Source organism: Nonomuraea antimicrobica, assembly GCF_039536965.1.
Lineage (GTDB): Bacteria > Actinomycetota > Actinomycetes > Streptosporangiales > Streptosporangiaceae > Nonomuraea > Nonomuraea antimicrobica.
Window position 1 is genome coordinate 15,065 of sequence record NZ_BAAAZP010000124.1, and the last position, 20,992, is coordinate 36,056.

The window sequence follows — 20,992 nt, forward strand, 5'->3', positions numbered from 1 at the left end:
ACGTCCGCTCTATTGTCACCGGACGGACGGGAAATGCCGCGCCATGCCTGTCCACGCCGTACACCGACTCTTCTCGGAGGCAATGCCAACATGCGTAAGCGCACACGCGTCGCTGTCGTCACCGTCGCGTCCGGACTGGCGCTCGGGCTGCTGTGCGCCCCGGCGAACGCCGAGCCCTCGCCGGGCTCTCCCGGGCTCGGCGACCCCATCTACAAAGGGGCGGGCAACGGCGGGTACGATGTCGAGCACTACGGCATTCGGCTGGCCTACCAGCCGAGCACCGACGAACTGTCAGGGCACACCACCATCCGCGCGACCGCGACCCAGGACCTTTCTCAGTTCAACCTGGATTTCGCGTTGAAGGTGACCTCGGTGCGGGTGGGCGACGCTCCTGCCGCGTTCCGCGTCGACCCGGCCGACAAGACCGAGCTGGTGGTCACACCGAGCCGGCCGGTGCAGAAGGACCGGCCGTTCGAGGTCGTCGTGGCGTATGCCGACGTCCCATCGCAGGTGCAGGTGGACGGTGTCCAGGTCTGGCATCGCACCGCGACGGGCGGCCTGTCGGTCGGTCAGCCCCTTAGCGCCGAGACCTGGTACCCCTCCAACGACCACCCCTCCGACAAGGCGACCTACGACGTGTCGGTGGCCGTCCCCGACGGCACCACGGCACTGTCCAACGGGATCCTGTCCGGCCGGGCTCATGAGCGGCCCGGGTGGACCAGATGGAGCTGGCGGGCCGGGCAGCCGATGACCAGTTACCTGGCGTTCATCGCGCTCGGCCGGTTCGAGTACCACGAGGGCGCCAGCCCTCGCGGGCTGCCGTACTACACCGCCTACGACGAGTCGCTCGGAGAGCGACTGCCGATCGCCAAGCAGACGATCGAACGCACCCCTGAGGTCACCGACTTCCTGGCCACCAAGTTCGGCGCCTACCCCTTCGACTCCATCGGCGGGGTCGCCACCAGCGGCTTCGGCTTCGCCATCGAGAACCAGACCAGGTCGGTCTACGGCACCTCCTTCTGGGACCGGCCGAACCCCGACTGGGTGGTGGCGCACGAGCAGGCGCACCAGTGGTTCGGTGATTCCGTGTCGCCGGCGAACTGGTCGGAGATGTGGCTGAACGAAGGCTTCGCCACGTACGCGGAGTGGCTGTGGTCCGAGCACAATGGCCGCGGCACCGCCGCGGAGCTGGCCGACGCCTTCTACGCCCGCTACCCGGCCGACGACCCCTTCTGGCAGCTCGTTCTCTCCCCCGGCACGAAGCTGTTCGCCGCCGCGGTGTACGAGCGGGGCGCGATGACGCTGCACGCGCTGCGCACGGAGGTCGGCGACGACGCCTTCTTCCGCATCCTGCAGACGTGGCACCTGAGCAAGCGCGGCGCGAACGCCACGACGGCCGAGTTCGTCGCGCACGCCGAGCGGGTGTCGAGGAAGCCGCTCGACGCCCTGTTCAAGCAGTGGCTGTCCACCCCGGCCAAGCCCCCGGTCGGGCCCAACGGCAGCGCGACCACCTCGGTCGCCGCACCGGCCGTGGTCGCCGACATGGCCAAGCTCCACCAGCACCTCGCCGCCCACCGGCACTGACCCTCGATCGTCGTACGCGGTCGCGCGGCGTGACACCCCAACCGAGCCCGAGGTCTCCGGGTCGCAGGTTCCTCTTGGTCGATGAACCTTCGCCGGAGACCTCTCCGCTCATCCGGGCCACGACACACCGCTTCTCAACGTTTCGCGACGACCCTAGTCGCGACCGCGTACCGGCTGTCCCGCCTCCGCCGCCGCCTCCCGCACGCCGGTCGGGACGGGGAGCGCGTGGCCGGGGACCGTGATGTCACGGACCGGCAGAGTGCCGTTGATGTCGGCCGCAGCCTAGTAATCGGCGTTCTCGTTCCTCCGTCGTGTTTCTGTCTCGTGAAACCCGCAAACATGGCGCATGAAAGCCCGCAGTCTTTTCCCCAGGAATTGGCAGCGCAATTCACGCGTTGGTCGGCGCTGACCGGGATCACTGTCGAGGTCTGGGCCCTGCCGAAAGAAGAGCTGTCCGGCGATGTCGCGACCCTGATCCAGGACACGATTCGCGGCGTCTTCTCGGCGATCGAGCAGCATGCGCGGGCGCGTACGGTCTCCATCGCCCTCACCCTCGCCGCCGGCGGTATCCGTTTGACGGTCAGCGACGACGGGGGTGACATGCCGGTAGACCAGCTGGAGAGCCGGCTGACCGCCGAACGCGCCAAGTTCGCCGCGTTGGGTGGCGGCCTGACCATCAACGTCGTGAAGCTGGAAGGCGCAACGGTGAGCGCCGCCATTCCCCGTTCTGCTCTTCGCGCCGAATGACAGACGTGGCTCACGTTCGGCCGGCTGTGACATTTCGCCGGGCTGCTTCGTCGGTGAGGTGTGACCAAGGGAGTCGGCAACATGATGACCACCCCATCCGAGCCGGGAGCCGGCCGGCTCGATCAGGGCCTGAGCGAGATCATGAGCGAGCGGCGCCAGTTGATCAACCTCGCCTACCGGCTCCTCGGCTCTCTGGCCGAGGCCGAGGATGTCGTCCAGGAGACCTACGCCCGCTGGTACGCCATGACCCGGCAGCAGCAGGAGGCCATCGAGTCGCCCGGCGCCTGGCTCACCACGGTCGCCAGCCGCATCTGCCTCGATCTGCTCGGCTCGGCACGGGTCCGGCGCGAGAGATACGTGGGCGAATGGATCCCGGAGCCGCTGCCCGATCGTACGGAGTGGAGCGAGGGGCGGCCGGGCGGCAGCGCGGTCGACCCGGCCGCGCGGGTCACCCTGGACGAGTCGGTCAACATGGCCTTCCTCGTCGTGCTCGAATCGATGGCCCCGGCCGAGCGGGTCGCGTTCATCCTGCACGACGTCTTCCGCTACTCCTTCGCCGAAGTGGCCGAGATCGTCGGCCGTACGCCCGCGGCCTGCCGCCAGCTCGCCTGGCTGGCCCGGCGCCGTGTTCACGCGTCTCAGGCACCCGCCGCTCCGACGGCCCAGCAGGCCGGAATCGTCAGGGACTTCAAAAGGGCATGGGAGGACAAGGACATCGACGCCCTCATCGGCCTCCTCGACCCCGACGCCACGGGGACAGCCGACGGCGGCGGCCTGGTCAACGCCATGCTCCGCCCGATGGAAGGCGGCGAGCGGATCGCGCGCGCCTTCGTCACCGTCGCCGGCCTGGCAGCGGACCTCACGATCCTGGAGCGTACGGTCAACGGCCGGCCCGGTCTGGTGGCCCAGCAGGGCGGTGTCACCGTGGTGGTGCTGGCCTTCGACGTCGCAGGCGAACGGATCAGGCGCATCTGGTCGGTGCTGAATCCCGAGAAGCTCCGGCCCTGGACGACGGCGCGTCTCGTGCTCGACCAGAGGACTCGATCTCGGACCAGGAAAGGGAGCGATCGATGACCATGACGGAGCGGGAAAAAAGCTCGCTGGCCGGGAGGGTTGCGGTCGTGACCGGGGCGGGGTCCGGCATCGGCGCGGCGACCGCGGCGACGCTGGCGGCCCTGGGAGCGCGGGTGTGCTGCGCCGGACGTACCCTCCAGAACGTCGAGCGGACGGCCGAGGAGATCGTGGCCGCCGGTGGCGAGGCGTTCGGGTGGCGGGCCGACGTGGCATCGCCGGAGGACAACGAGGCGATGGTCCGCGAGACGGTCGCCCGTTACGGGGCCGTGCACATCGCGCATCTCAACGCGGCAACGGGGCACTGGGCCGGTGTTCTGGACTACCCGCTGGCGGAGTGGGACCGCACGATGGCGGTGAATCTGCGTGGTGTGCTGCTCGGACTCCAGGCGGCGGGCCGGGCGATGCGCGAGGTGGGTGGCGGCTCGGTGGTGGTCACCTCGTCGGCGGCCGGGCTCACCGGGGTCCGGATGTCGGCGGCGTACGCGGCGTCGAAGCACGGCGTGCTCGGCTTGGTCAAGTCGGCCGCCCTGGAGTTGGGGCCGATCGGCATCCGGGTCAACGCCGTCTGCCCGGGGTACATCGCCAGCAACGATCTCACCCGGAAGATGGGCGAGGAACTCGGCGTCGCCGGCCGGTTCCCGCTGGGCCGACCGGGGCACAGCGAGGAGGTCGCGAACCTGGTCGCGTTCCTGGCCGGCGAGAACGCGTCGTTCATCACCGGCAGCGTGTTCACCATCGATGGCGGCTGGCTGGCAGGCGGCATCGACCTCGGACATGACGCCGAGGATCAGACAACCGGCGCCGGCCGGATCGCCGCCATCGCCGACTCCTAGCGCGGACCGGTCGTCAGGCCGACGTCATGGCGCTGGTGATCGCGGCATGGACCAGGGCTTTCTCGTCGCTGGTCAGGTCCATGGGGCGGTGGGTGAAGGTGTTGTCCGTGTGGACGCGGACCTGGAGCCCCGACGACCTGGCACCGGCGGTCAGGAGGCCGGTGATGCCGAGCAGGAGGGATGCCGACCTGGTGGCGGAGTCCACGTCCTGATGCTGGTCGAACTCCGCCGCGAGAGCGCGGAGACCTCCGGCGAGATCCGGCTCCGGCACGGTGAGGGCTCCGGCAACCCGGCGTGCCTGCTCGGCGGACCTGTCCTCCCAGTCCGACCAGCGCCGGCCGGGCCACCGCTCCCCGACGTCCAGCAGGGCGCCGCGCAACGTCCGAGTGGTCCAGATGCCGGCGGTCCGGTCATCGAGGTCGAGGTGGACGCCGGCCGCGACCTTCTCGGGGCAGGAAGTGATCGTCGGCCAGGCAGAGCGGTCTTCGTCCAGGAACCCCGGCCCAGCGCCAATGACCTCTGGGGCCGAATCGACGAGGTAGGCCCACGTCCGGCCCTGGTGAGTCATGGTGACCAATTCGTCGCACCATTTTTCGCCCACCTTCAGAGTCGGCCGAGATCGTGCGGCCGCCTCGGGGACGTGGCCGGCTGCCATCCGGATCTGCTGAAGGCCGTCATACGCCCATTCCACCCGCCAGCCGGGCCAGGTCCGGGCGAGTGTGGTCAGGGCCGCGAGCCGGTAGGTCTGATCGCCGTCGCAGGGGCAGAAGAACAGCAGTCGCCGTTCGTCATGGTCGATCAGGCATGCGCCCTCGCATTCATACTCCCAACTGCGAGTAGAAGAGCCTGAGAGCGCCATCCTGCAGAGTGGCATAGTTTGCGCGACTTCCCATGGCCATACCGTATCCGGAGCATCACTGACGGTGATGACCGTTCTGGAAAACTCGTGCCGGGGTATCCCGGTGGGCCCGGGTCTGACGACGACGCGGATCAGGGGTGTGCCCGCCCTTCGCCAGGTGGCGGTGGGCCCACGGTCGTGCCCGGCGCGAGCGGGCATTCGACGCTCTGCCGGCAGCCCGCCTCCTCGGGCCGCTCCAGCAGCCGTGCCAGCAGGTGGGCCGCCTGCCGGCCCATCTGCTCCCGTGGCACCACCAGGCCGGTCCAGTCCGTGTCGGACCCGCGTGCGCCGACGGAGTCGCCCAGCACGACGAGGCTGAGGTCGCCGGGGATCGACAGCCCTCGTCGCCGGGCGCACGTCAGGATCTCCTCGGCGAGGATCTCCTGCTCCGCGACCACCCCGGTGATGCCGGCGTGCCGCATCTCGCCGAGCAGGCCGTCCACGTCCTCGGCGGACTCGATCGTCCACACAGGACCCGCGAGGCGGCGGGCCCCGCCGGACGGCACCGCCCGACGGAAGCCCTTCTCCCGGTCGCGGCTGGGCTGCGCGTCGCCGTCGCCGACGCGGGCGTACGCCACCCGTTCGTGCCCCAGCGCGAACAGCCGCTCGGTGAGCTGCCGGGTCGCCCCCGCGTAGTCGGCGGCGACGTAGGACACGGGCGCGCCGGACACCTCCCGGTGTCCCACGTAGACGAACGGGTAGCCGCGGTCGCGGAGGCGTTCGATCTCCTCGACGTTCGGATCGCGGCCGAGCAGCAGCGCGCCGTCGGTGATCGACAGCCGGGTCGACCCGTCGCGGAAGATCTGGCGCTCGCCGCCGGCACTGGTGAACAGCAACAGGTCGTACTCGAGTTCGGCGGCCGCCTGCTCCATGCCGAGCAGGAACGGGAAGTAGAAGTCGACGCTGGTCGTGGGAAAGACGGGCTCGAACGTGTGCACGCCGATGATCTTGTTGCGTCCGCCGGCGAGGGAGCGGGCCGAGGCGTTGGCGACGTACCCCCACTCGCGGATGGCGGCCAGCACCCGCTCCCGGGTCGCCGAGCTGATCCGCACCTCGGACTCGCGCTCGTTGAGCACCAGGGAGACGGTGGCCTGACTGACCCCGGCGAGGCGCGCGATGTCGGCCTGGGTAGGTCGTTTCACCGGTCCACGGGTCATCGCCGCCTCCTGCTCATGCGTACAACCCGATGAACGCTGAGTCTGGGTTCGGAGAACGGCGATGTCAACAGGGCTGGGGAAAACGAGCCGCCGGTAATCCGGTCGAAATGCTAATGCCCATTAGCATCTGGCGCCCGGAAACGATCTCGACTAGCGTCCGGGGCACTCGCCCCAGGACACGACCTCCTCGTACGTCTGCCGAAACTCGCCCTGTACTGAAGGAGAGCCCGCGTGAGCACCCCCATCAGCCGTCGCGCCTTCGCCACGACGCTCGGCGTCGCCGCCGCCGCGGTCGCCCTGCCGTCCCCTGCCCAGGCCGGGACCGCCCGGCTCGCCGAGCCGTTCTTCGTGGAGACCACCCTGTGGGACTCCGACGTCGATCCGCTCGCCAGCTACCACGTCCACGCGCTGGCCGTCCTGCCCGACGACACGATCCTCGCCTGCACCGAGGGCCGCCACGAGGTCTGCGACGCCGGCCCGCACGACCTGCTGGTACGCCGGAGCACCGACCGCGGCGCCACCTGGAGCCCGACCCAGACGGTGGCCCAGGCGGTCAACGGCGAGACGTGGTCCAACCCCACCTTCGTCGTCGACCGCACGACCGGCGAGGTGTTCCTGTTCCACAACCTGTGCGAGAAGCTGCCGGGCAACACCACGTGCTCGTCCGATTCCGGCACGGTTCACGTCATCTCCAGCACCGACGGCGGCGCCACCTGGAGCGAACGGCGCAGCCTGGCCGGGCTCTTCGACCACTTCCCTTACGACTGGGCGATGCACGGCCCGGGGCCGGGGCACGGCATCCAGCTCGACTCGGGCAGGCTGCTGCTGACCGTCGCTCACCGGACCGTCATCACCGGGGTGCCGGCCGCCGAGCGCAACTACGGCGCGTCGAGCCTCTACAGCGACGACCACGGCCGCACCTGGCGCGCCGGCGGCGAGATACCGCTGGGCGACGGCCTGCCGGCGGTGGGCGAGGCGCGACTGGTGCAGCGCGCGGACGGCACGATCGTCGTCAGCAGCCGGCCGGGGTCGGGCAACGACTGGCCCAGGGACATCGCGGTCAGCACCGACGGCGGCCTCACCTGGTCGCAGCCCAGGATGGACTTCAGCCCCGGCCTGTTCAACGGAGTCGACACCGGCCTGGCCAGGTACACCGGCGGGCCGGGCGGCAACGAGCCCGGCCGCGTGCTGTTCAGCAGGCCGGACGCGCCGATGCGGTGGAACATGACCGTCGCGGTCAGCTACGACGAGGGCCACTCGTTCCGCTACAGCAGGTCGATCAGCCCGATCCGGGCCTACTACTCGGACCTCGGGCGGCTCTCCGACGGCACCATCGTGCTCCTCTACGGCTGTGACGGCGACCTCGACGGCTCCCCGCGGCGGGTGGCGGTGGCGCGGTTCAACCTGGAATGGCTCACCCAGGGCCGCGACAGCCTGGCCACCGGCCCCGGGCTCACCGAGTGCACACACGACCTCGGACGCACCGCGCAACACGCCACCGTCTCGGGCGGCACCGTGGCCGTGGTCGAGGAGGCCACCGCGCGTGGCGGCGCCCGTGCCGCGTTCGTCCCCGGCGCGGCCGGCGCCTTCATCGAGTACCCGTTCACAGTCGCCCGGAGCGGCACGCACGAGTTGTGGCTGCGCTACTACCGTTCCGGCGACGGCGGCCTGGTGACGGTGACCGTGGACGGGCAGACCCCACGAACCTCGGCCCTCGACCTGACCGCGTTCCGCGGCGACGGTTACGACGTCGTGCTGCTGGACACCAGGTCGTTGCAGCCGGGCCAGCACAAGATCCGCTTCACCCTGGCCGGCCCCGGCCGCGGCGGCGGCACGGCCGTCTCACTCGACCAGCTCAGCCTGGTCCAGGCGCCGTTCCCGGCGGACGTGCGCGAAGAGATCACCGTCGACAACGGCGGCCTCGGCTTCCAGACCACCGGCACGTGGCCCAGCAGCCGGGGCATCCCCGGCTACTACGGGTTCAACTACCTGACCCACGCCCGCGGCGACGGCACCAGCGTGGCGCGGTGGCGGCCGGCCCTGCCCGGCGAGGACCGCTACGAGGTCCTGGTCTCCTACGCGGCCGACCCCAACCGGGCCACCAACGCCACGTACGTCGTCCACCACGCCGACGGCACCACCTCGGTCGCGGTCAACCAGCGGCAACGCGGCGTGCCCGACGTGCGTACCGGCGAGTGGCGGTCGATCGGCACCTTCCGGTTCCGCGCCGGCCTCGACGGATACGTTGAACTCGGCGACGGGGCCGACGGCGTGGTCATCGCCGACGCGGTCAGGTTCCGGCGGGCGCCACGGCGATGACGGCCGAGACCCCGGCGCCGGGCACTGCGCGGACGGCCGAGGGCACGGACGCGCCACGAGGCCCGGAGCGCCCGGTCCTCATGACGCGGCACCAGCAGCCCGTCAATGGGGCCCGAAATTGGGATTGGGGAGCCAGGTCGGCTGCTTGCCCGTGACAATGCGGCCATGGACCGTCGGGTATGTCCACACCCCCTTGACATACCTCGTGTCGATTCCCCCGAAGAACTTGACCTCAGACATGTCCCGTCTCATGAATTTGTGAATGGGACGGCTGCCTCCCGGCGCCAAGATCTCGAACACCTGCCCCTTGTGCCCGACAAAAGCCTGCGCGGTCTCCAATTCGGGTGACGTGAAGACGACACGCAGCGGCCTGATCCAGCCCCCCGCAGGATTGGGTTCGAACCCCTCCCGCCAGATCACCTCAGGTGCGCGCTCATCAGCGCGGTACACCGTGCGCAGACGCTTCGACCCGCGCGCCTCGAACAGTGCGGCAAGGTAGTCGCCATCGAGTCGCGCGGCGAGCGTACGCCGCCCGGGCGGGGCCGCGCCCATGGGTCCGCGCCCCGCCCGGGCCGCTCTGGCCAGTGGCTGGGCGGTGGTGCGACTGCTCGTACGAAGCAGCCTCGCGGCCCGCCCGAACATCGTCACCGGCCCGCGCCGGGCCGATTCCAGGAGCTGTGTGAACCCCTTGCGCAGGATGAGCCGGGTGACGACCGTCCTGGCGGCCAGGCCGGCCCCGGGGACGGCCGCCAGCCCCTGGGTGGCGAGGAGCGGGTACAACCGGGAGATGATGAACACGTTCTGGGCCATCACCAGGCCGACGCCTGCCATCTGGGCCCCGCCCATGAGCCGGGCCGCCCTCGCTCCGTTGGCGACCTGCGCACGTTCCCCCTCCTCAGCCGTGTACGCGGCCGCCAGCGCATCGGGAGCCTGGCCCGCGTTGTGGGTCAGCACCCGCGCGACGTGACCGTCCGCGCCACGGCCGATGCCGTCCTGCGCGTTCGCGGAGGAGATCCAGCGCGCCGCCGAGGCGTTCAGCGCCTGCGGGTCGGCATCGGGCAGCGGCGGGGCCGGCATGCCGAGCAACTGCAGCAGAGCGCCGATCGAAGCGGAGGCATCCGGAGTCATCAGACCTGCTTCCCGTCGAGGTGGCCCCACGACGTGTCGCCACCGAGAGTAGAGTCGAGCGGTTCATAGGGGATTCGTCGGCCAAGTGGAGGAAGGGCAGCCATGGCCCAGGAAAACGCGCCGGCAACTGGCCTGTTGGTGTCCCATCCCCACCTGCGGGAGTCCGGCTCGGGGCTGGGCCGGCTGTCGGGGGATCTGCGTGCTGAGGCGACGGCACTGAACGACGCCGTGTCGCAGGGAAACCCGTGGGGAGACGCCGGCGACCTCGGCACCGCGATGCGAGAGGCCGAGCGAGCGCTCACCCGGCGGGCCTTCGAGACATACGTGTCGAGCGCCGACCGATACGACGTCGCGGGCCAGAACCTCGGGGCGATGTCGCGCGACCACCTCGACACCGAAGACGAGATCATCGCACGTTACAGCGCGATCGGCCGCTCGGCCGCGCCACCGGACTGACCTGGCTGGTCGAGCGGCTCGAACCCGTCCCTGGGCAGGTGGACGCCGGCCGCGCTCGACGCGTTGACGGCGACATCGACGTCCGCGGGCAGCAGCTTCGCCAGTTCGCCGCCGAGCATCGACTGCCACTCCTGACGCGTGTCGGGAAGGTGGCCCTCGTGGGAGTAGGTCAGCACCAAGCCTCTCCCGTCGTCGTCGTGGAGGACGGGAATCGCGCCGTTCTCCCCCGCCCCGACCAGGATTTCGGATCGCAGGAACAGCGCGGCGATGGATTCGCCGTCGAGGTAGTCCGCCGAGCCGAGCTGGATGGCCAGGTCGAGTGGATCGGTCGGCTCCGGGTAGCCCATCGCTTCTGGAGACGGCCGGTAGCCGGGATTGCTGCGGAACTCCCCGGTGATCTCCCCTCTTTCGTCCGCGTGCCAGGCCCCGACGACGCCGTAGGGCGGCACGTGGCCGTCCGCGTCGAAGTAGGGGTCGACGACGTACAGCCACTGGCTGGGACGATCACGGGCGGCGGCGCGCAACTCGTCCGTCAGGCTGGGTGGCGGGAGCATGGCGGGCCTCAATCGTCCAGCTCACGAATGCGGGCCAGCTCGCCCAGCACTTCCTGGAAGGCGTGGTCGTACGCGCGCTCCGCGTTCTTGAGCTCGGCCATGGCGGCCGCGGGATCGCTGATCAATGCGGCCAGGTCGTCGTTCTCGCCGAACATCGCGCCCATCAGCCCGTTGACCTGTCGCTGGAAGTCACGAGCGGCGTCGCGGCTCGTCGCCACGATGAGATCGGCAAGATCCGCCGATGGCATCCGCATGACTCGCGGGTCGAGTTCGAGCTTGACGATCCCTTCCCCGTTGAAGTCGACGGCGACCAGCCGGTTCCGCGCCTGTGCCCGGCCGACCGCCGCCGAAATGCGCTGCTGTAACTCCTGCGCCTGGACGAAGTGCTGCTGCGCCTCGCGGAACATGTTCTCCACCTCGGTACTCCCGAAGTCATCCGACGCGGGCACCACACATCATCTCCACATCCGTCCCGTACCAGACCAATGGCTCCAGATGTCTACCGTGCCGAACCGAACGAAGCGTGAACCCCACGGCTGCGACAGGTAAACGATCTTCCGGGTGACGCCACGGCGGCCCCCGCCGCGCGGTGCGGCGGGGGCCGGTCAAGGACCGGTCAGCAGCAGCCGACCCGCGCCCCGGAGGCGGAGACGTCCTGGCCGCCCGGCTGCTCCACGGGCCCGCCGCACACGCACGCCCCGGTCGTCGCGTCATGGTCCGTGGCCGATTCGCCGGCCGATTCGCCGGCCGACTTGCCCAGCGTGTCGGCGTCGGCCTTGACCACATAGACCTCCCAAGGCTCGTTGCCGGGGCCGTGCACCCACGCCTTGTCCTGCAGGGCGTAGCAGCAGGAGGTGTCGTTCTCGGTGAAGGTGGCCAGCCCGGCGTCCTTGAGCCGCTGGGTGGCGGCGTTGACCTGGGCGGTGTCGGTGACCTCGACGCCGAGGTGGTCCATGCGGGTGTCCTGGCCCTCCTCGCCCTCGATGAGCACCAGCTTGAGCGGGGGCTCGGCGATGGCGAAGTTGGCATAGCCGGGCCGCAGCTTGGCCGGTTCGGCGCCGAACAGCTTGGAGTAGAAGGCGATCGAACTCTCCAGATCAGCGACGCGCAGGGCGAGCTGGACGCGTGACATGACGATCTCCCATCACGTTGTTTCGATGAATGTCTAAGCAGTCCCGAGTTTGCGCTCCTGCTTAGGAATCTGTCAAATTAGAGGCATGTCGAAGCAGGAGTTGCCGGTGCTCGCCGCCGAATGCTGCGCGCCGCTGGTCGCCGAGCCGGTCGACCAGGACGAGGCGGCCGAGCTGGCGCGGGTGTTCAAGGCGTTGGGCGACCCGATCCGGTTGCGGCTGCTGTCGCTCATCGGCGCGCACGAGGGCGGCCGCGTCGCCGGTGACGGGGTCTGCGTGTGTGAGCTGACCGGGGCGTTCGCGGTGACCGCGCCTACCATCTCACACCACCTCAAAGTGCTGCGCGAGGCCGGGCTGATCGACAGCCAGCGGCGCGGCACCTGGATCTACTACTGGATCGTCCCGGCCACGCTCAAGCGGCTGACCGGCGTGCTCGCCCTACCAGAAACGCTGCCAGAAGCCCTGCCGGAAGCCCTGCCGGAAACGCGACCCAAGACGCGGCCCGAGACGCGGCCCGAGGCGCTCACAGCGGACGCCCGGTGAGCCTGACCGGGGTGAACCTGGCACGCCGGGCGCTGGCCGAGTTCACCGGCACCGCCGCCCTGGTGGCCGTGGTGGTCGGCTCCGGCGTCATGGCGACCGGGCTCTCGCGCGACGTCGGGGTGCAACTGCTGGCCAACAGCCTGGCCACCGCGGCGGGCCTGGCCGTGCTCATCGTGGTCCTCGCGCCCGTGTCCGGCGCGCACTTCAACCCGGTCGTCACCTTGGCGGCCTGGTTCCTGGCCCGCCGGGAGGCTGACCCGGCGGTGCGCGGCCGGGAGCTGGCCGCCTACCTGCCCGCCCAGGCGGCCGGGGCCCTGGCCGGAGCGGTGCTGGCGAACGCGATGTTCGGGCTGCCTGCCGTCCAGCTCTCGACCCGGGACCGCTCGGCGCCGCACCTGCTGCTCGGCGAGGTGGTGGCCACCGCCGGGCTCATCGTGGTGGTCTTCGCCCTGGCCCGGCAGGGCCGCCCGGCGCTGGCACCGGCCGCGGTCGGCGGCTACATCGGCGCCGCCTACTGGTTCACCTCGTCGACGTCCTTCGCCAACCCCGCCGTCACGCTCGGCCGGGCCGTCACCGACACCTTCGCCGGGATCGCGCCCGCCTCGGTGCCCGGCTTCGTCGCCGCCCAACTGGCCGGGGCCGTGCTCGGCGGCCTGCTGCTGGCCGCCCTGTTCCCGAACGCCTCACAGCCCGGCACGGCGCCCGTCCCTGACGCCGTCCGCGAGACGGCCACCGCAGACCTGCCCCGATAGGAGAACCATGTCCGACCAGCGGGACCACCCCGAACAGCCGCAGGTGTTGTTCGTCTGCGTGCACAACGCCGGCCGCTCGCAGATGGCCGCCGCCTTCCTCACCCACCTGGCAGGCGATCGCGTCCTGGTCCGCTCGGCCGGATCGGCACCCGCCGACCAGGTGAACCCCGCCGTGGTGAAGGCGATGGCCGAGGCCGGCATCGACATCTCCGCCGAGATCCCCAAGGTGCTCACCGTCGACGCCGTTCAGGCCAGCGACGTGGTCATCACCATGGGCTGCGGCGATGCCTGCCCGATCTTCCCCGGCAAGCGCTACGAGGACTGGCAGCTCGACGACCCCGCGGGCCAGGGCGTCGACGCCGTACGCCCCATCCGCGACCAGATCGAGGCCCACGTCCGCGCGCTCATCGACGACCTCCTGCCCGGCGAACGGGGACCAGCGGCACGACCGTGACGGCCGCCGCCATCACGGTCGTGCACGTGGATCGTGCCACGCGGTCGACGGCGGCTCGCGGGAGTTCGTGATGAACCCGCAGGCGTCGTTCGCGCGGCGCGGACCTCGCCGCCGCCGATGTGCGGGTCGACCCGGCCACCGCGATGAGCGGCCAGGTTGGAGGTCGATAGTTCAAACAGTGCTCTGCTGTGGCGGGCACAGCCACCCGCCAACTGCACGCCGGCCCTCAGCAACTGCAGCGGCACCCGGATGTTGACCTGCGTCGGCTCGTCGTGCTCGATACTCTGCACGCGCGACCCGGTTCAGCCGCGCCTTGATCGTCGGGTAGCTCACCCCGAAGATCCGTTCCATCTGCTTGATGGAGCCGTGGCACTGCACGAACGCCGTGACGAAGACCTGATCCTCGACGGTGAGCTGAGCCAGTTGCGGCAGCTCGAACTCGCCCTCGATCGCGATGCCGCTGTCTGCCAGGCGGAGTCCTTGATCAAATCAACCCTAATTACCCCTATGAAAAGTAGGTTTTATCGGGATATATTGCAGATGCCTGCTCAGGGCGCGGTGCCATCCCCGGATCAGCCAGGAGGCTGAAGGCCGACACCCGGCATTCACCTCCTTTCGACGACGAACCATCCAGGAGGCAGCACATGGCCAAGCAATTCGCCGGCGGTCACGCCCGGCCACCCGCTTCGACCAGCGGCGATCGCATTCCCGCGGCCATTTCCTGACGCCGTTCGCACGGCTCGGCGAGCACTTTTCGCCGGCCGTCGCGGCGTAAAGCCCGACCGCATCTCCCGGTCCTGGACGACCTCGCCGTTCCGGACAGGTTCGCCATGCTCTCATGAGTAAGGAATGACATGACTGACAACCACGTGCGGCAAAAAGCGCGCGACCATCTCTGGCTGCACTTCACCAACCACGCGGCGCTCCACGCGGGCGGCGAAGTACCTGTCGTGACCCGCGCCGAGGGCGCCTACTTCTGGGACGACAAGGGGCGCAGGTATCTCGACGGCCTGTCGGGGCTCTTCGCGGTCAACGCCGGTCACGGGCGGCCCGAACTCGCCGAGGCGGCCGCGCGGCAGATCCGCGAACTCGACTACTTCCCGATCTGGAACTCCGTCCACCCGCGCGCGGCGGAGCTGGCCGAGGCGCTGGCCGAGCGGGCGCCCGGCGACCTGAACCGCGTCTTCTTCACCAACAGCGGCAGCGAGAGCGTCGAGACCGCGTGGAAGCTGGTCAAGCAGTACTTCAAGGCGATCGGGCAACCCGCACGGCACAAGGTGGTCAGCCGCGCGCTGGCCTACCACGGGACGACTCACGGCGCGTTGTCGATCACCTCGCTGCCGCCGGTGCGCACGCCGTTCGAGCCGCTGGTCCCCGGCGCGCACAAGGTCCCCGCCACCGACATCTACCGAGGACCCGAGCACCTGCGCGACGACGAAGAGGCCTACGGCCGGTGGGCCGCCGACCGGATCGCGGAGGCCATCGAGTTCGAAGGCCCGGAGACGGTCGCCGCGATCTTCCTGGAGCCCGTGCAGAACTCCGGAGGCGCGATCCCGCCGCCCAAGGGCTACCTGGAGCGGGTGCGCGAGATCGCCGACAGGTACGGCGTCGTCCTCGTCGCCGACGAGGTGATCACCGCGTTCGGCCGCATCGGCGACTACTTCGCGATCAACCGTTTCGGCGTCACCCCCGACATCATCACGGGAGCGAAGGGCATCACGTCCGGATACATCCCGTCAGGGGCGGTGATCGTGAGCGACCGGCTGTTCGAGCCGTTCACGAAGAAGGAGAACACCTTCGCGCACGGCCTCACCTTCGCCGGCCACCCCGTCGCCGCGGCCGTCGGCCTGGAGAACCTGGCGATCTTCGAGCGGGAGAAGCTCAACGAGCGGGTCCGCGCGAACGAGGACCGGTTCCGTTCCGCGCTGTCCGGCCTGCTCGATCTCCCGATCGTCGGGGACGTCCGCGGCGCCGGCTACTTCTGGGGCGTCGTGCTGGTGAAGGACCGGGCGACACGGGAGACCTTCACGCCGGCCGAACGACGGCGGCTGCTGGACGAGTTCCTGGCGCCCGCGCTGCGCGAGGCGGGGTTGCACGCGCGGCTCGACGAGCGCGGGGACCCGGCCGTCCTGCTCGCTCCCCCGGCGATCGTCGGCGAGCCCGAGTTCGAGTTCATCGAGCAGGTGCTCCGCTCGGTCCTGGCCGCCGCATGGCAGCGCCTCTGACCGCGGCTCGATCCGGGCAAGCCGGCACCCAGCGGTCGTTCGGGGTGTACGTGTCGCGCCGGATCGGGTACTTCGTCGCGGTCGTTCTGGCGGTCTACACGCTGGCCTACTTCCTGCTCTACGCGCTTCCCAGCGACCCCGTCGCGCTGATGCTGGACCGCAGGTCGCTGGGGGCGGGAGGAAGCACCCCCGAGCAGCTCGCGGCGTTGCGCGCGCGTTACGGCCTCGACCAGCCGCTGCCGGTCCGGTACGCGGCCACGCTCGGGCAGTTCCTCTCCGGCGACCTGGGCGTGTCCTTCCAGTCGGGCAGGCCGGTACTCCAGGTGCTCGCCGCCGTGGCGCCGAGCACGCTGGCGCTGGCCGGGTTCGCGCTCGCGCTGGCCATCCCGTTCTCCCTCGCCCTGGGGCTGCTGACGTCGTGGCGGCGCGGCAGTGTGGTTCACCGGGTTCTGGTGAACGTGCCGGCGCTCATCTCCGCCATCCCGGCCTTCTGGCTCGGTCTGCTGTTGCTGCAGGTGTTCTCGTTCGAGCTGCGGTGGCTGCCGGCCACGGGCGGGAGCGGCCCGGCGGGGCTGGTGCTGCCCGCGGTCGCGCTGGCGCTGCCGGTCTCCGCCATGCTGACGGCCGTACTGGTGCGCAGCCTGGACGACGTCCAGGGCGCCGGCTTCGTGGCGTTGCTGCACGCCCGAGGGCTGCCCTGGCGGCGCGTGTACCTCGGGCACGTGGTGCGCAACGCGCTGCTGCCGTTCCTGACGCTGATGGGGCTCACCGTGGGCGGCGTCCTGGTGGGCACGGTGATCACCGAGACGGTCTTCGCCCGCGAAGGGCTCGGCCGGCTGCTCGTGGCCTCGGTCGAGACGCAGGACGCGCCCGTGGTCCTCGCGATCGCGGCGCTGGCCGGCGTCGTGTTCGGGGCGGTGAACCTCGTCGTCGACCTGCTGTACCCGGTCATCGATCCCCGGCTCAGGACGCGCGTGACGGGGGCCGCCCGATGACCGCCGCGATCGGCGTGCGTACCCGCCGCAGGACCTCGGCCCGGTACGGCGCCACGGCCTTCCTGGCTATCGTCGGTTTCGCGACCCTCTTTCCCGGCGTCGTCGCGCCCGGAGACCCGCTCGCCGTGGACGTGTCACAGCGGTTGCTGCCGCCCTCCTTCGATTATCCGTTCGGCACCGACGAGCTGGGACGCGACCAGCTCAGCCGCGTCGTGCATGGGGCCCAGACGAGCCTGTCCACCGCGTTGCTCGCACTCGTCCTCGCGTTCGGCCTGAGCATCCTGATCGGCCTGCTCGCGGGCTACCTGGGCGGCCTCGTCGACCGCGTGCTGATGGCGGGCGTCGACGTCCTGCTGGCGCTGCCCTCCCTGCTGATCTCGCTGTTGATCGTGTCCGGGCTGGGCGCGGGGCCGGTCAAGCTCGCGGTCGCCATCGGCATCGCGTCGGTGCCGGCCTTCGCCCGGGTCACCCGGGCCGAGGTGCTCCGGGTCAGCTCCCAGACGTTCGTGGAAGCCGCCGGCGGTTACGGACTGCCCCGGCACCGCATCCTGACGCGCCACGTGCTCCCCCACGCCAAAGGACCGATCACCGCGCTCGCCGCGCTGGAGCTGGCGAGCATGGTGCTGGCGGTGTCCGCGCTCAGCTTCCTCGGCTACGGCACGAGGCCGCCCGACCCCGAGTGGGGAAACATGATCGCCGCGGGGCGCGACCACTTCGCCACCGCGTGGTGGCTGACCGTGCTGCCCGGCGCCGTGCTCGCGGGCGTCGTGCTGGCGCTGCACCGCATCGGCCGCGCGCTGGGCCTGTCAGAAGTGGGGCTCGTGTGAACGCCCCGCGCGAGCGGAACGCGTCGCATCCGCCGTTGCTGCGCCTCGACCGCCTCAGCGTCACCTACCCGGGCCGCCGGGGCGTGGCTCCCGTCGCGGCCGTCGCGGACCTGTCGGTCACGGTCTCCGGCGGCCAGACGGTGGCCATCGTCGGCGAGTCGGGCTCGGGCAAGTCGACGACGCTGCACGCGCTCCTCGGCCTGCTGCCACGGGAAGCGGAGGTGCGCTACCGGGCGCTGGAGATCGGCGACGACACCGGTCTCTCCCACGCCGTGGACGATCCCCGCGAGCTTCGCGGGCGGGCCGTGGGCCTCGTCCCCCAGGATCCGGCCAGGGCGCTGGACCCGCTCGTCCGGATCGAGCGGAACTTCGCCGAGCTGCACCGCCACTTCCTGCGGATCGGGGACAGGGCCGAGAGCAGGCGGCGCACGATCGAGACGCTCCAGGCCGTGGGGGTCGACCGGCCGGAGCTGCGGCTGCGGCAGTACCCGCACGAACTGTCCGGGGGTCTGCGCCAGCGCATCCTCATCGGGCTCGCGCTCGTCGGCCGGCCACGGCTGCTGCTCGCCGACGAACCCACCTCGAACCTGGACACCACGGTGCAGCGGCGGGTGCTCGATCTGTTCGACACGTTGCGGACGGAGCGAAGCCTGGGGCTGCTGCTCGTCACCCACGACCTCGCCGTGGCCGCCGAGCGCGCCGACCATCTCCTCGTCGTCCGTCACGGGCGCGTCGTCGAGTCCGGCCCCGTCCCCGCGGTCCTGGGCGATCCCCAGGACCCCTACACCCGGCAGTTGCTGACCTCCCTGCCCAGCAGGTTGCCGCCCCGCCCGCAGCCGAAGCCGGCGGACCCTCCCCCGGTCGTCCTGGAGGCCAGGGGACTCAGCAAGTCGTACGCCGGCGGGAGAGGACGCGAGAGAACCGACGCCGTCCAGGACGTCGGCATCCGGCTGCGCCGCGGCCGGAGCATCGCGATCGTCGGAGAGTCCGGTGCGGGGAAGTCCACGCTGCTCCGCCTGATCACCGGGCTGGAGCGGCCCGACGCGGGAACGGTGCTGCTGCAGGGCGCGGCGCAGCCCTCGCGCGCGAGGGCCGGCACGGCGTTCACCCGGCGCGTACAGCTCGTCTACCAGAATCCCGCGAGCAGCCTGAATCCCGCCCTCCGCGTCGGCCGTGTCGTCGCCGAGCCCTTGGAGGCGCATCGCGTCGGCACCCCCGCCTCGCGCGCCGAGCGGGCGCGCGAGCTGATCCGGCAGGTCGGCCTGCCGGAGGAGGTCGCCGACCGGCGTCCCGCGCAGTTGTCCGGCGGGCAGCAACAGCGCGTCGCGATCGCCAGGGCGCTCGCGCTCGAACCCGACGTGGTCGCTCTCGACGAACCCGTCTCCGCACTCGACCAGGCCGTGCAGTACGAGCTCCTGCGGCTGCTGATCGGCCTGCAGGAACGGCTCGGCATCGCCTATCTCCTCGTCTCCCACGACCTCGGCGTCGTCCGGGCGATGGCGGACGAGGTGCTCGTCATGCGCCGCGGGCGCGTGGCGGAGTACGGGCCTGCCGGTGAGGTGTTCGACCGGCCCGCCAGCCCCTACACCCGTTCGCTCCTCGACGCGGTGCCCCCACTCGCCCTGCCCCGCCCCTCGCCCCTCGGCCCCCCGCCCGTCTCATCCCCGCCCGCCTCGTCCCCATCGGAAAGGACAGCACTGTCATGACCCGTCGACCCATGGTCGGCCTGTTAGCGGCTCTCGGCGCGACCGTCCTGCTCGCCGGCTGCGCCACCGGCGGCAACGCGGAGTCCGCGGCCGGACCGGGCGCCCACCTGCGCGTCGCCTACGGGGCGTATCCGGACTGCCTGGACTACGCCCAGTCCAACCCCGTCGCGATCTTCGGCAGGCAGGTGCTCGACACGCTGCTCAGCGTGAACCCCGGCAGCGGCGAGCTGGAGCCGTATCTGGCCGAGTCGTGGAAGGTCGACGACGGCGGCCGGAGCTACGAGTTCACGATCCGCCAAGGCGTGACGTTCAGCAATGGTGAGCGGCTGACCGCGAAGGTCGTCGCGGACAACTTCGCGACGCTGTGGCGGTTCGCCGAGCAGGGCGTGTCGCCCACGGCCGGCGCCTACCTGCGCGGTTTCGACCGCGCGGAGGCCGTGGACGAGCGGACGGTGCGGGTCGTGTTCACCGCGCCCAACGCCGGTTTCCTCCAGGCCAACACCGAAGGCCAGTTCGGTGTCATCGCCCCCGCGTCTCTCGCCAGGACGCCGGAGCAGCGATGCGCGGAGGGGACGATCGGCTCCGGCCCGTTCGTCCTCGACCGTACGGTGCCGGGCGAACGCGTCGAGTACGTGAAACGCGCGGGCTACAACTGGGCGCCGACGGCCTTCGGCCGGACCGGGGAGGCGGCGCTCGACCGGCTGACGATCCAGATCGTCCCCGAGGAGAGCGGGCGCGCGGCCGGGCTGATCGCGGGCGACTACGACGTGGCGTACTCGATCTTCCAGACCGGGGTGAACCAGGCCAAGGGCCACGCCGACGTCACCAGTGTGCTGGCCCCCAACCGGGGAGTCGTGAACAGTTTCCTGCCCAACACCAGCGATCCCGTGCTCGCGGATCCGGCGGTGCGACAGGCACTCCAGCACGGGATCAACCGGCAGGAACTGGTCTCCTCCTTCTACGGCAGCGGGGTCGAACCCGCGACCGACGTGGTGTCGCGCGGGCACCCCTACTACCGCGACCGCAGCGACCTCATCCGCTACGACCCGGACCTGAGCCGCCGCATCCTGGACGACGCGGGCTGGGTCGTAGGCGCCGACGGCGTCCGGGTGAAGGGCGAGCGGCGGTTGGAGTTCAGCCTCGAGTTCGTCAGCGGATCCATCGGGGCCGTCCAGTCCGGCTGGGAGTACGTGCAGACACAGCTCAAAGAGCTGGGGATCGCGCTGCGACTCGCGCCGATCTCCACCGCCCAGCAGACCGATCTACGCAACTCGGGCAAGTGGCAGCTCGCCATCGCCCAGGGCGCCGCGCGCGGGGACGCCGACGGCATCGCCGCCTACTACTCCACGCGGCTGACCGTCTACCAGGGGCTGGCGCCCCGGCAGGAGATCGACGACCTGCTCGCCGAGCAGGCCGGCACGCTCGACCAGGACAGGCGCCACCAGATCGTCGACGAAGCCGTGGAGAAGATCCTCGAGGAGGGCTACGGCATCCCGCTCTACGACTCCTCCCAAGTGCTCCTCGTCCGGAACTCGGTGAAGGGACTGACCTTCCCGATCAACTCCTGGGAGCCCATCTTCTATCGCGTCGAGAAGAGCTGAGCCCGCGAC

22 protein-coding genes are annotated in these 20,992 nt (G+C 70.7%); 15 read left to right on the forward strand and 7 right to left on the reverse strand.

Annotated features, from left to right (window positions below):
- The first annotated feature begins 90 nt into the window (after positions 1-90).
- From ABD844_RS33640 to ABD844_RS33655, 4 genes are all read left to right on the forward strand, one after another.
- Positions 91-1,584, forward strand: coding sequence for a M1 family metallopeptidase (locus ABD844_RS33640; protein WP_344886948.1), 1,494 nt, complete (start codon positions 91-93; stop codon positions 1,582-1,584).
- A 339-nt stretch (positions 1,585-1,923) separates the two neighbouring features.
- Entirely contained in the window at positions 1,924-2,331 is a 408-nt protein-coding gene (locus ABD844_RS33645; protein WP_344886950.1) for a sensor histidine kinase, read from the forward strand.
- A gap of 81 nt (positions 2,332-2,412) precedes the next feature.
- Positions 2,413-3,405, forward strand: coding sequence for an RNA polymerase sigma factor SigJ (gene sigJ / locus ABD844_RS33650; RefSeq protein ID WP_344886952.1), 993 nt, complete (start codon positions 2,413-2,415; stop codon positions 3,403-3,405).
- Complete coding sequence (locus ABD844_RS33655) at positions 3,402-4,238, forward strand: SDR family NAD(P)-dependent oxidoreductase (protein WP_344886954.1); 837 nt, start codon at positions 3,402-3,404, stop codon at positions 4,236-4,238. Before sigJ ends, ABD844_RS33655 begins: the two co-directional genes overlap by 4 nt.
- A gap of 13 nt (positions 4,239-4,251) precedes the next feature.
- On the opposite strand, the gene ABD844_RS33660 is transcribed toward ABD844_RS33655, so the two are convergent.
- The gene (locus ABD844_RS33660) at positions 4,252-4,815 is read right to left on the reverse strand and encodes a hypothetical protein (RefSeq protein WP_344886956.1); all 564 of its coding nucleotides are present in this window, start codon (positions 4,813-4,815) and stop codon (positions 4,252-4,254) included.
- A 413-nt stretch (positions 4,816-5,228) separates the two neighbouring features.
- The gene (locus ABD844_RS33665; RefSeq protein WP_344886958.1) at positions 5,229-6,293 is read right to left on the reverse strand and encodes a LacI family DNA-binding transcriptional regulator; all 1,065 of its coding nucleotides are present in this window, start codon (positions 6,291-6,293) and stop codon (positions 5,229-5,231) included.
- Between the two features lie 231 nt (positions 6,294-6,524).
- Here ABD844_RS33665 and ABD844_RS33670 point away from each other — a divergent pair, with 231 nt between their 5' ends.
- A complete protein-coding gene (locus tag ABD844_RS33670) occupies positions 6,525-8,612 on the forward strand; it encodes a golvesin C-terminal-like domain-containing protein (RefSeq protein ID WP_344886960.1) in 2,088 nt (695 codons plus the stop codon).
- Positions 8,613-8,714: 102 nt separating this feature from the next.
- On the opposite strand, the gene ABD844_RS33675 is transcribed toward ABD844_RS33670, so the two are convergent.
- Entirely contained in the window at positions 8,715-9,740 is a 1,026-nt protein-coding gene (locus ABD844_RS33675) for a hypothetical protein (RefSeq protein ID WP_344886962.1), read from the reverse strand.
- Between the two features lie 102 nt (positions 9,741-9,842).
- Between ABD844_RS33675 and ABD844_RS33680 the strand changes: the two genes are divergently transcribed.
- Positions 9,843-10,196, forward strand: a complete 354-nt coding sequence (locus ABD844_RS33680) for a hypothetical protein (protein WP_344886964.1) — start codon at positions 9,843-9,845, stop codon at positions 10,194-10,196.
- On the opposite strand, the gene ABD844_RS33685 is transcribed toward ABD844_RS33680, so the two are convergent.
- From ABD844_RS33685 to ABD844_RS33695, 3 genes are all read right to left on the reverse strand, one after another.
- Positions 10,157-10,750, reverse strand: coding sequence for a type VII secretion system-associated protein (locus ABD844_RS33685; RefSeq protein WP_344886966.1), 594 nt, complete (start codon positions 10,748-10,750; stop codon positions 10,157-10,159). The genes ABD844_RS33680 and ABD844_RS33685 overlap by 40 nt on opposite strands.
- Before the next feature lie 8 nt (positions 10,751-10,758).
- Positions 10,759-11,157: a YbaB/EbfC family nucleoid-associated protein gene (locus ABD844_RS33690; RefSeq protein WP_344886968.1), complete on the reverse strand. Its 399-nt coding sequence runs from the start codon at positions 11,155-11,157 to the stop codon at positions 10,759-10,761.
- Between the two features lie 209 nt (positions 11,158-11,366).
- Entirely contained in the window at positions 11,367-11,882 is a 516-nt protein-coding gene (locus ABD844_RS33695; protein ID WP_344886970.1) for an ArsI/CadI family heavy metal resistance metalloenzyme, read from the reverse strand.
- Positions 11,883-11,967: 85 nt separating this feature from the next.
- On the opposite strand from ABD844_RS33695, the gene ABD844_RS33700 reads away from it, so the two are divergent.
- The 3 genes from ABD844_RS33700 to ABD844_RS33710 are packed head-to-tail and all read left to right on the forward strand — an operon-like array spanning position 11,968 to position 13,629.
- The gene (locus tag ABD844_RS33700) at positions 11,968-12,423 is read left to right on the forward strand and encodes an ArsR/SmtB family transcription factor (RefSeq protein ID WP_344886972.1); all 456 of its coding nucleotides are present in this window, start codon (positions 11,968-11,970) and stop codon (positions 12,421-12,423) included.
- 11 nt (positions 12,424-12,434) lie between these two features.
- Positions 12,435-13,175, forward strand: coding sequence for an aquaporin (locus tag ABD844_RS33705; protein ID WP_344886974.1), 741 nt, complete (start codon positions 12,435-12,437; stop codon positions 13,173-13,175).
- Between the two features lie 7 nt (positions 13,176-13,182).
- Entirely contained in the window at positions 13,183-13,629 is a 447-nt protein-coding gene (locus ABD844_RS33710; RefSeq protein WP_344886976.1) for an arsenate reductase ArsC, read from the forward strand.
- A 171-nt stretch (positions 13,630-13,800) separates the two neighbouring features.
- Here ABD844_RS33710 and ABD844_RS53360 read toward each other — a convergent pair whose 3' ends face one another.
- On the reverse strand, positions 13,801-14,007 hold the full coding sequence (locus tag ABD844_RS53360) for a DUF2089 family protein (RefSeq protein ID WP_425568705.1): 207 nt from the start codon (positions 14,005-14,007) through the stop codon (positions 13,801-13,803).
- Here ABD844_RS53360 and ABD844_RS33715 point away from each other — a divergent pair.
- The 6 genes from ABD844_RS33715 to ABD844_RS33740 all read left to right on the forward strand — a co-directional run bounded on the left by ABD844_RS33715 (position 13,996) and on the right by ABD844_RS33740 (position 20,983).
- A complete protein-coding gene (locus ABD844_RS33715; protein ID WP_344886978.1) occupies positions 13,996-14,217 on the forward strand; it encodes a hypothetical protein in 222 nt (73 codons plus the stop codon). The two genes, ABD844_RS53360 and ABD844_RS33715, sit on opposite strands and share 12 nt — an antisense overlap.
- Positions 14,218-14,483: 266 nt before the next feature.
- Positions 14,484-15,854 carry an aspartate aminotransferase family protein gene (locus ABD844_RS33720; RefSeq protein WP_344886980.1) on the forward strand — a complete coding sequence of 457 codons (1,371 nt, stop codon included), beginning with the start codon at positions 14,484-14,486 and terminating at the stop codon, positions 15,852-15,854.
- Positions 15,839-16,849, forward strand: coding sequence for an ABC transporter permease (locus ABD844_RS33725; RefSeq protein ID WP_344886982.1), 1,011 nt, complete (start codon positions 15,839-15,841; stop codon positions 16,847-16,849). The genes ABD844_RS33720 and ABD844_RS33725 overlap by 16 nt, the downstream gene beginning before the upstream one ends.
- The gene (locus ABD844_RS33730) at positions 16,846-17,676 is read left to right on the forward strand and encodes an ABC transporter permease (RefSeq protein WP_344886984.1); all 831 of its coding nucleotides are present in this window, start codon (positions 16,846-16,848) and stop codon (positions 17,674-17,676) included. The genes ABD844_RS33725 and ABD844_RS33730 overlap by 4 nt, the downstream gene beginning before the upstream one ends.
- Positions 17,673-19,382: an ABC transporter ATP-binding protein gene (locus ABD844_RS33735; RefSeq protein ID WP_344886986.1), complete on the forward strand. Its 1,710-nt coding sequence runs from the start codon at positions 17,673-17,675 to the stop codon at positions 19,380-19,382. The genes ABD844_RS33730 and ABD844_RS33735 overlap by 4 nt, the downstream gene beginning before the upstream one ends.
- Positions 19,379-20,983: an ABC transporter substrate-binding protein gene (locus ABD844_RS33740; protein WP_344886988.1), complete on the forward strand. Its 1,605-nt coding sequence runs from the start codon at positions 19,379-19,381 to the stop codon at positions 20,981-20,983. Before ABD844_RS33735 ends, ABD844_RS33740 begins: the two co-directional genes overlap by 4 nt.
- Positions 20,984-20,992: the final 9 nt, after the last annotated feature.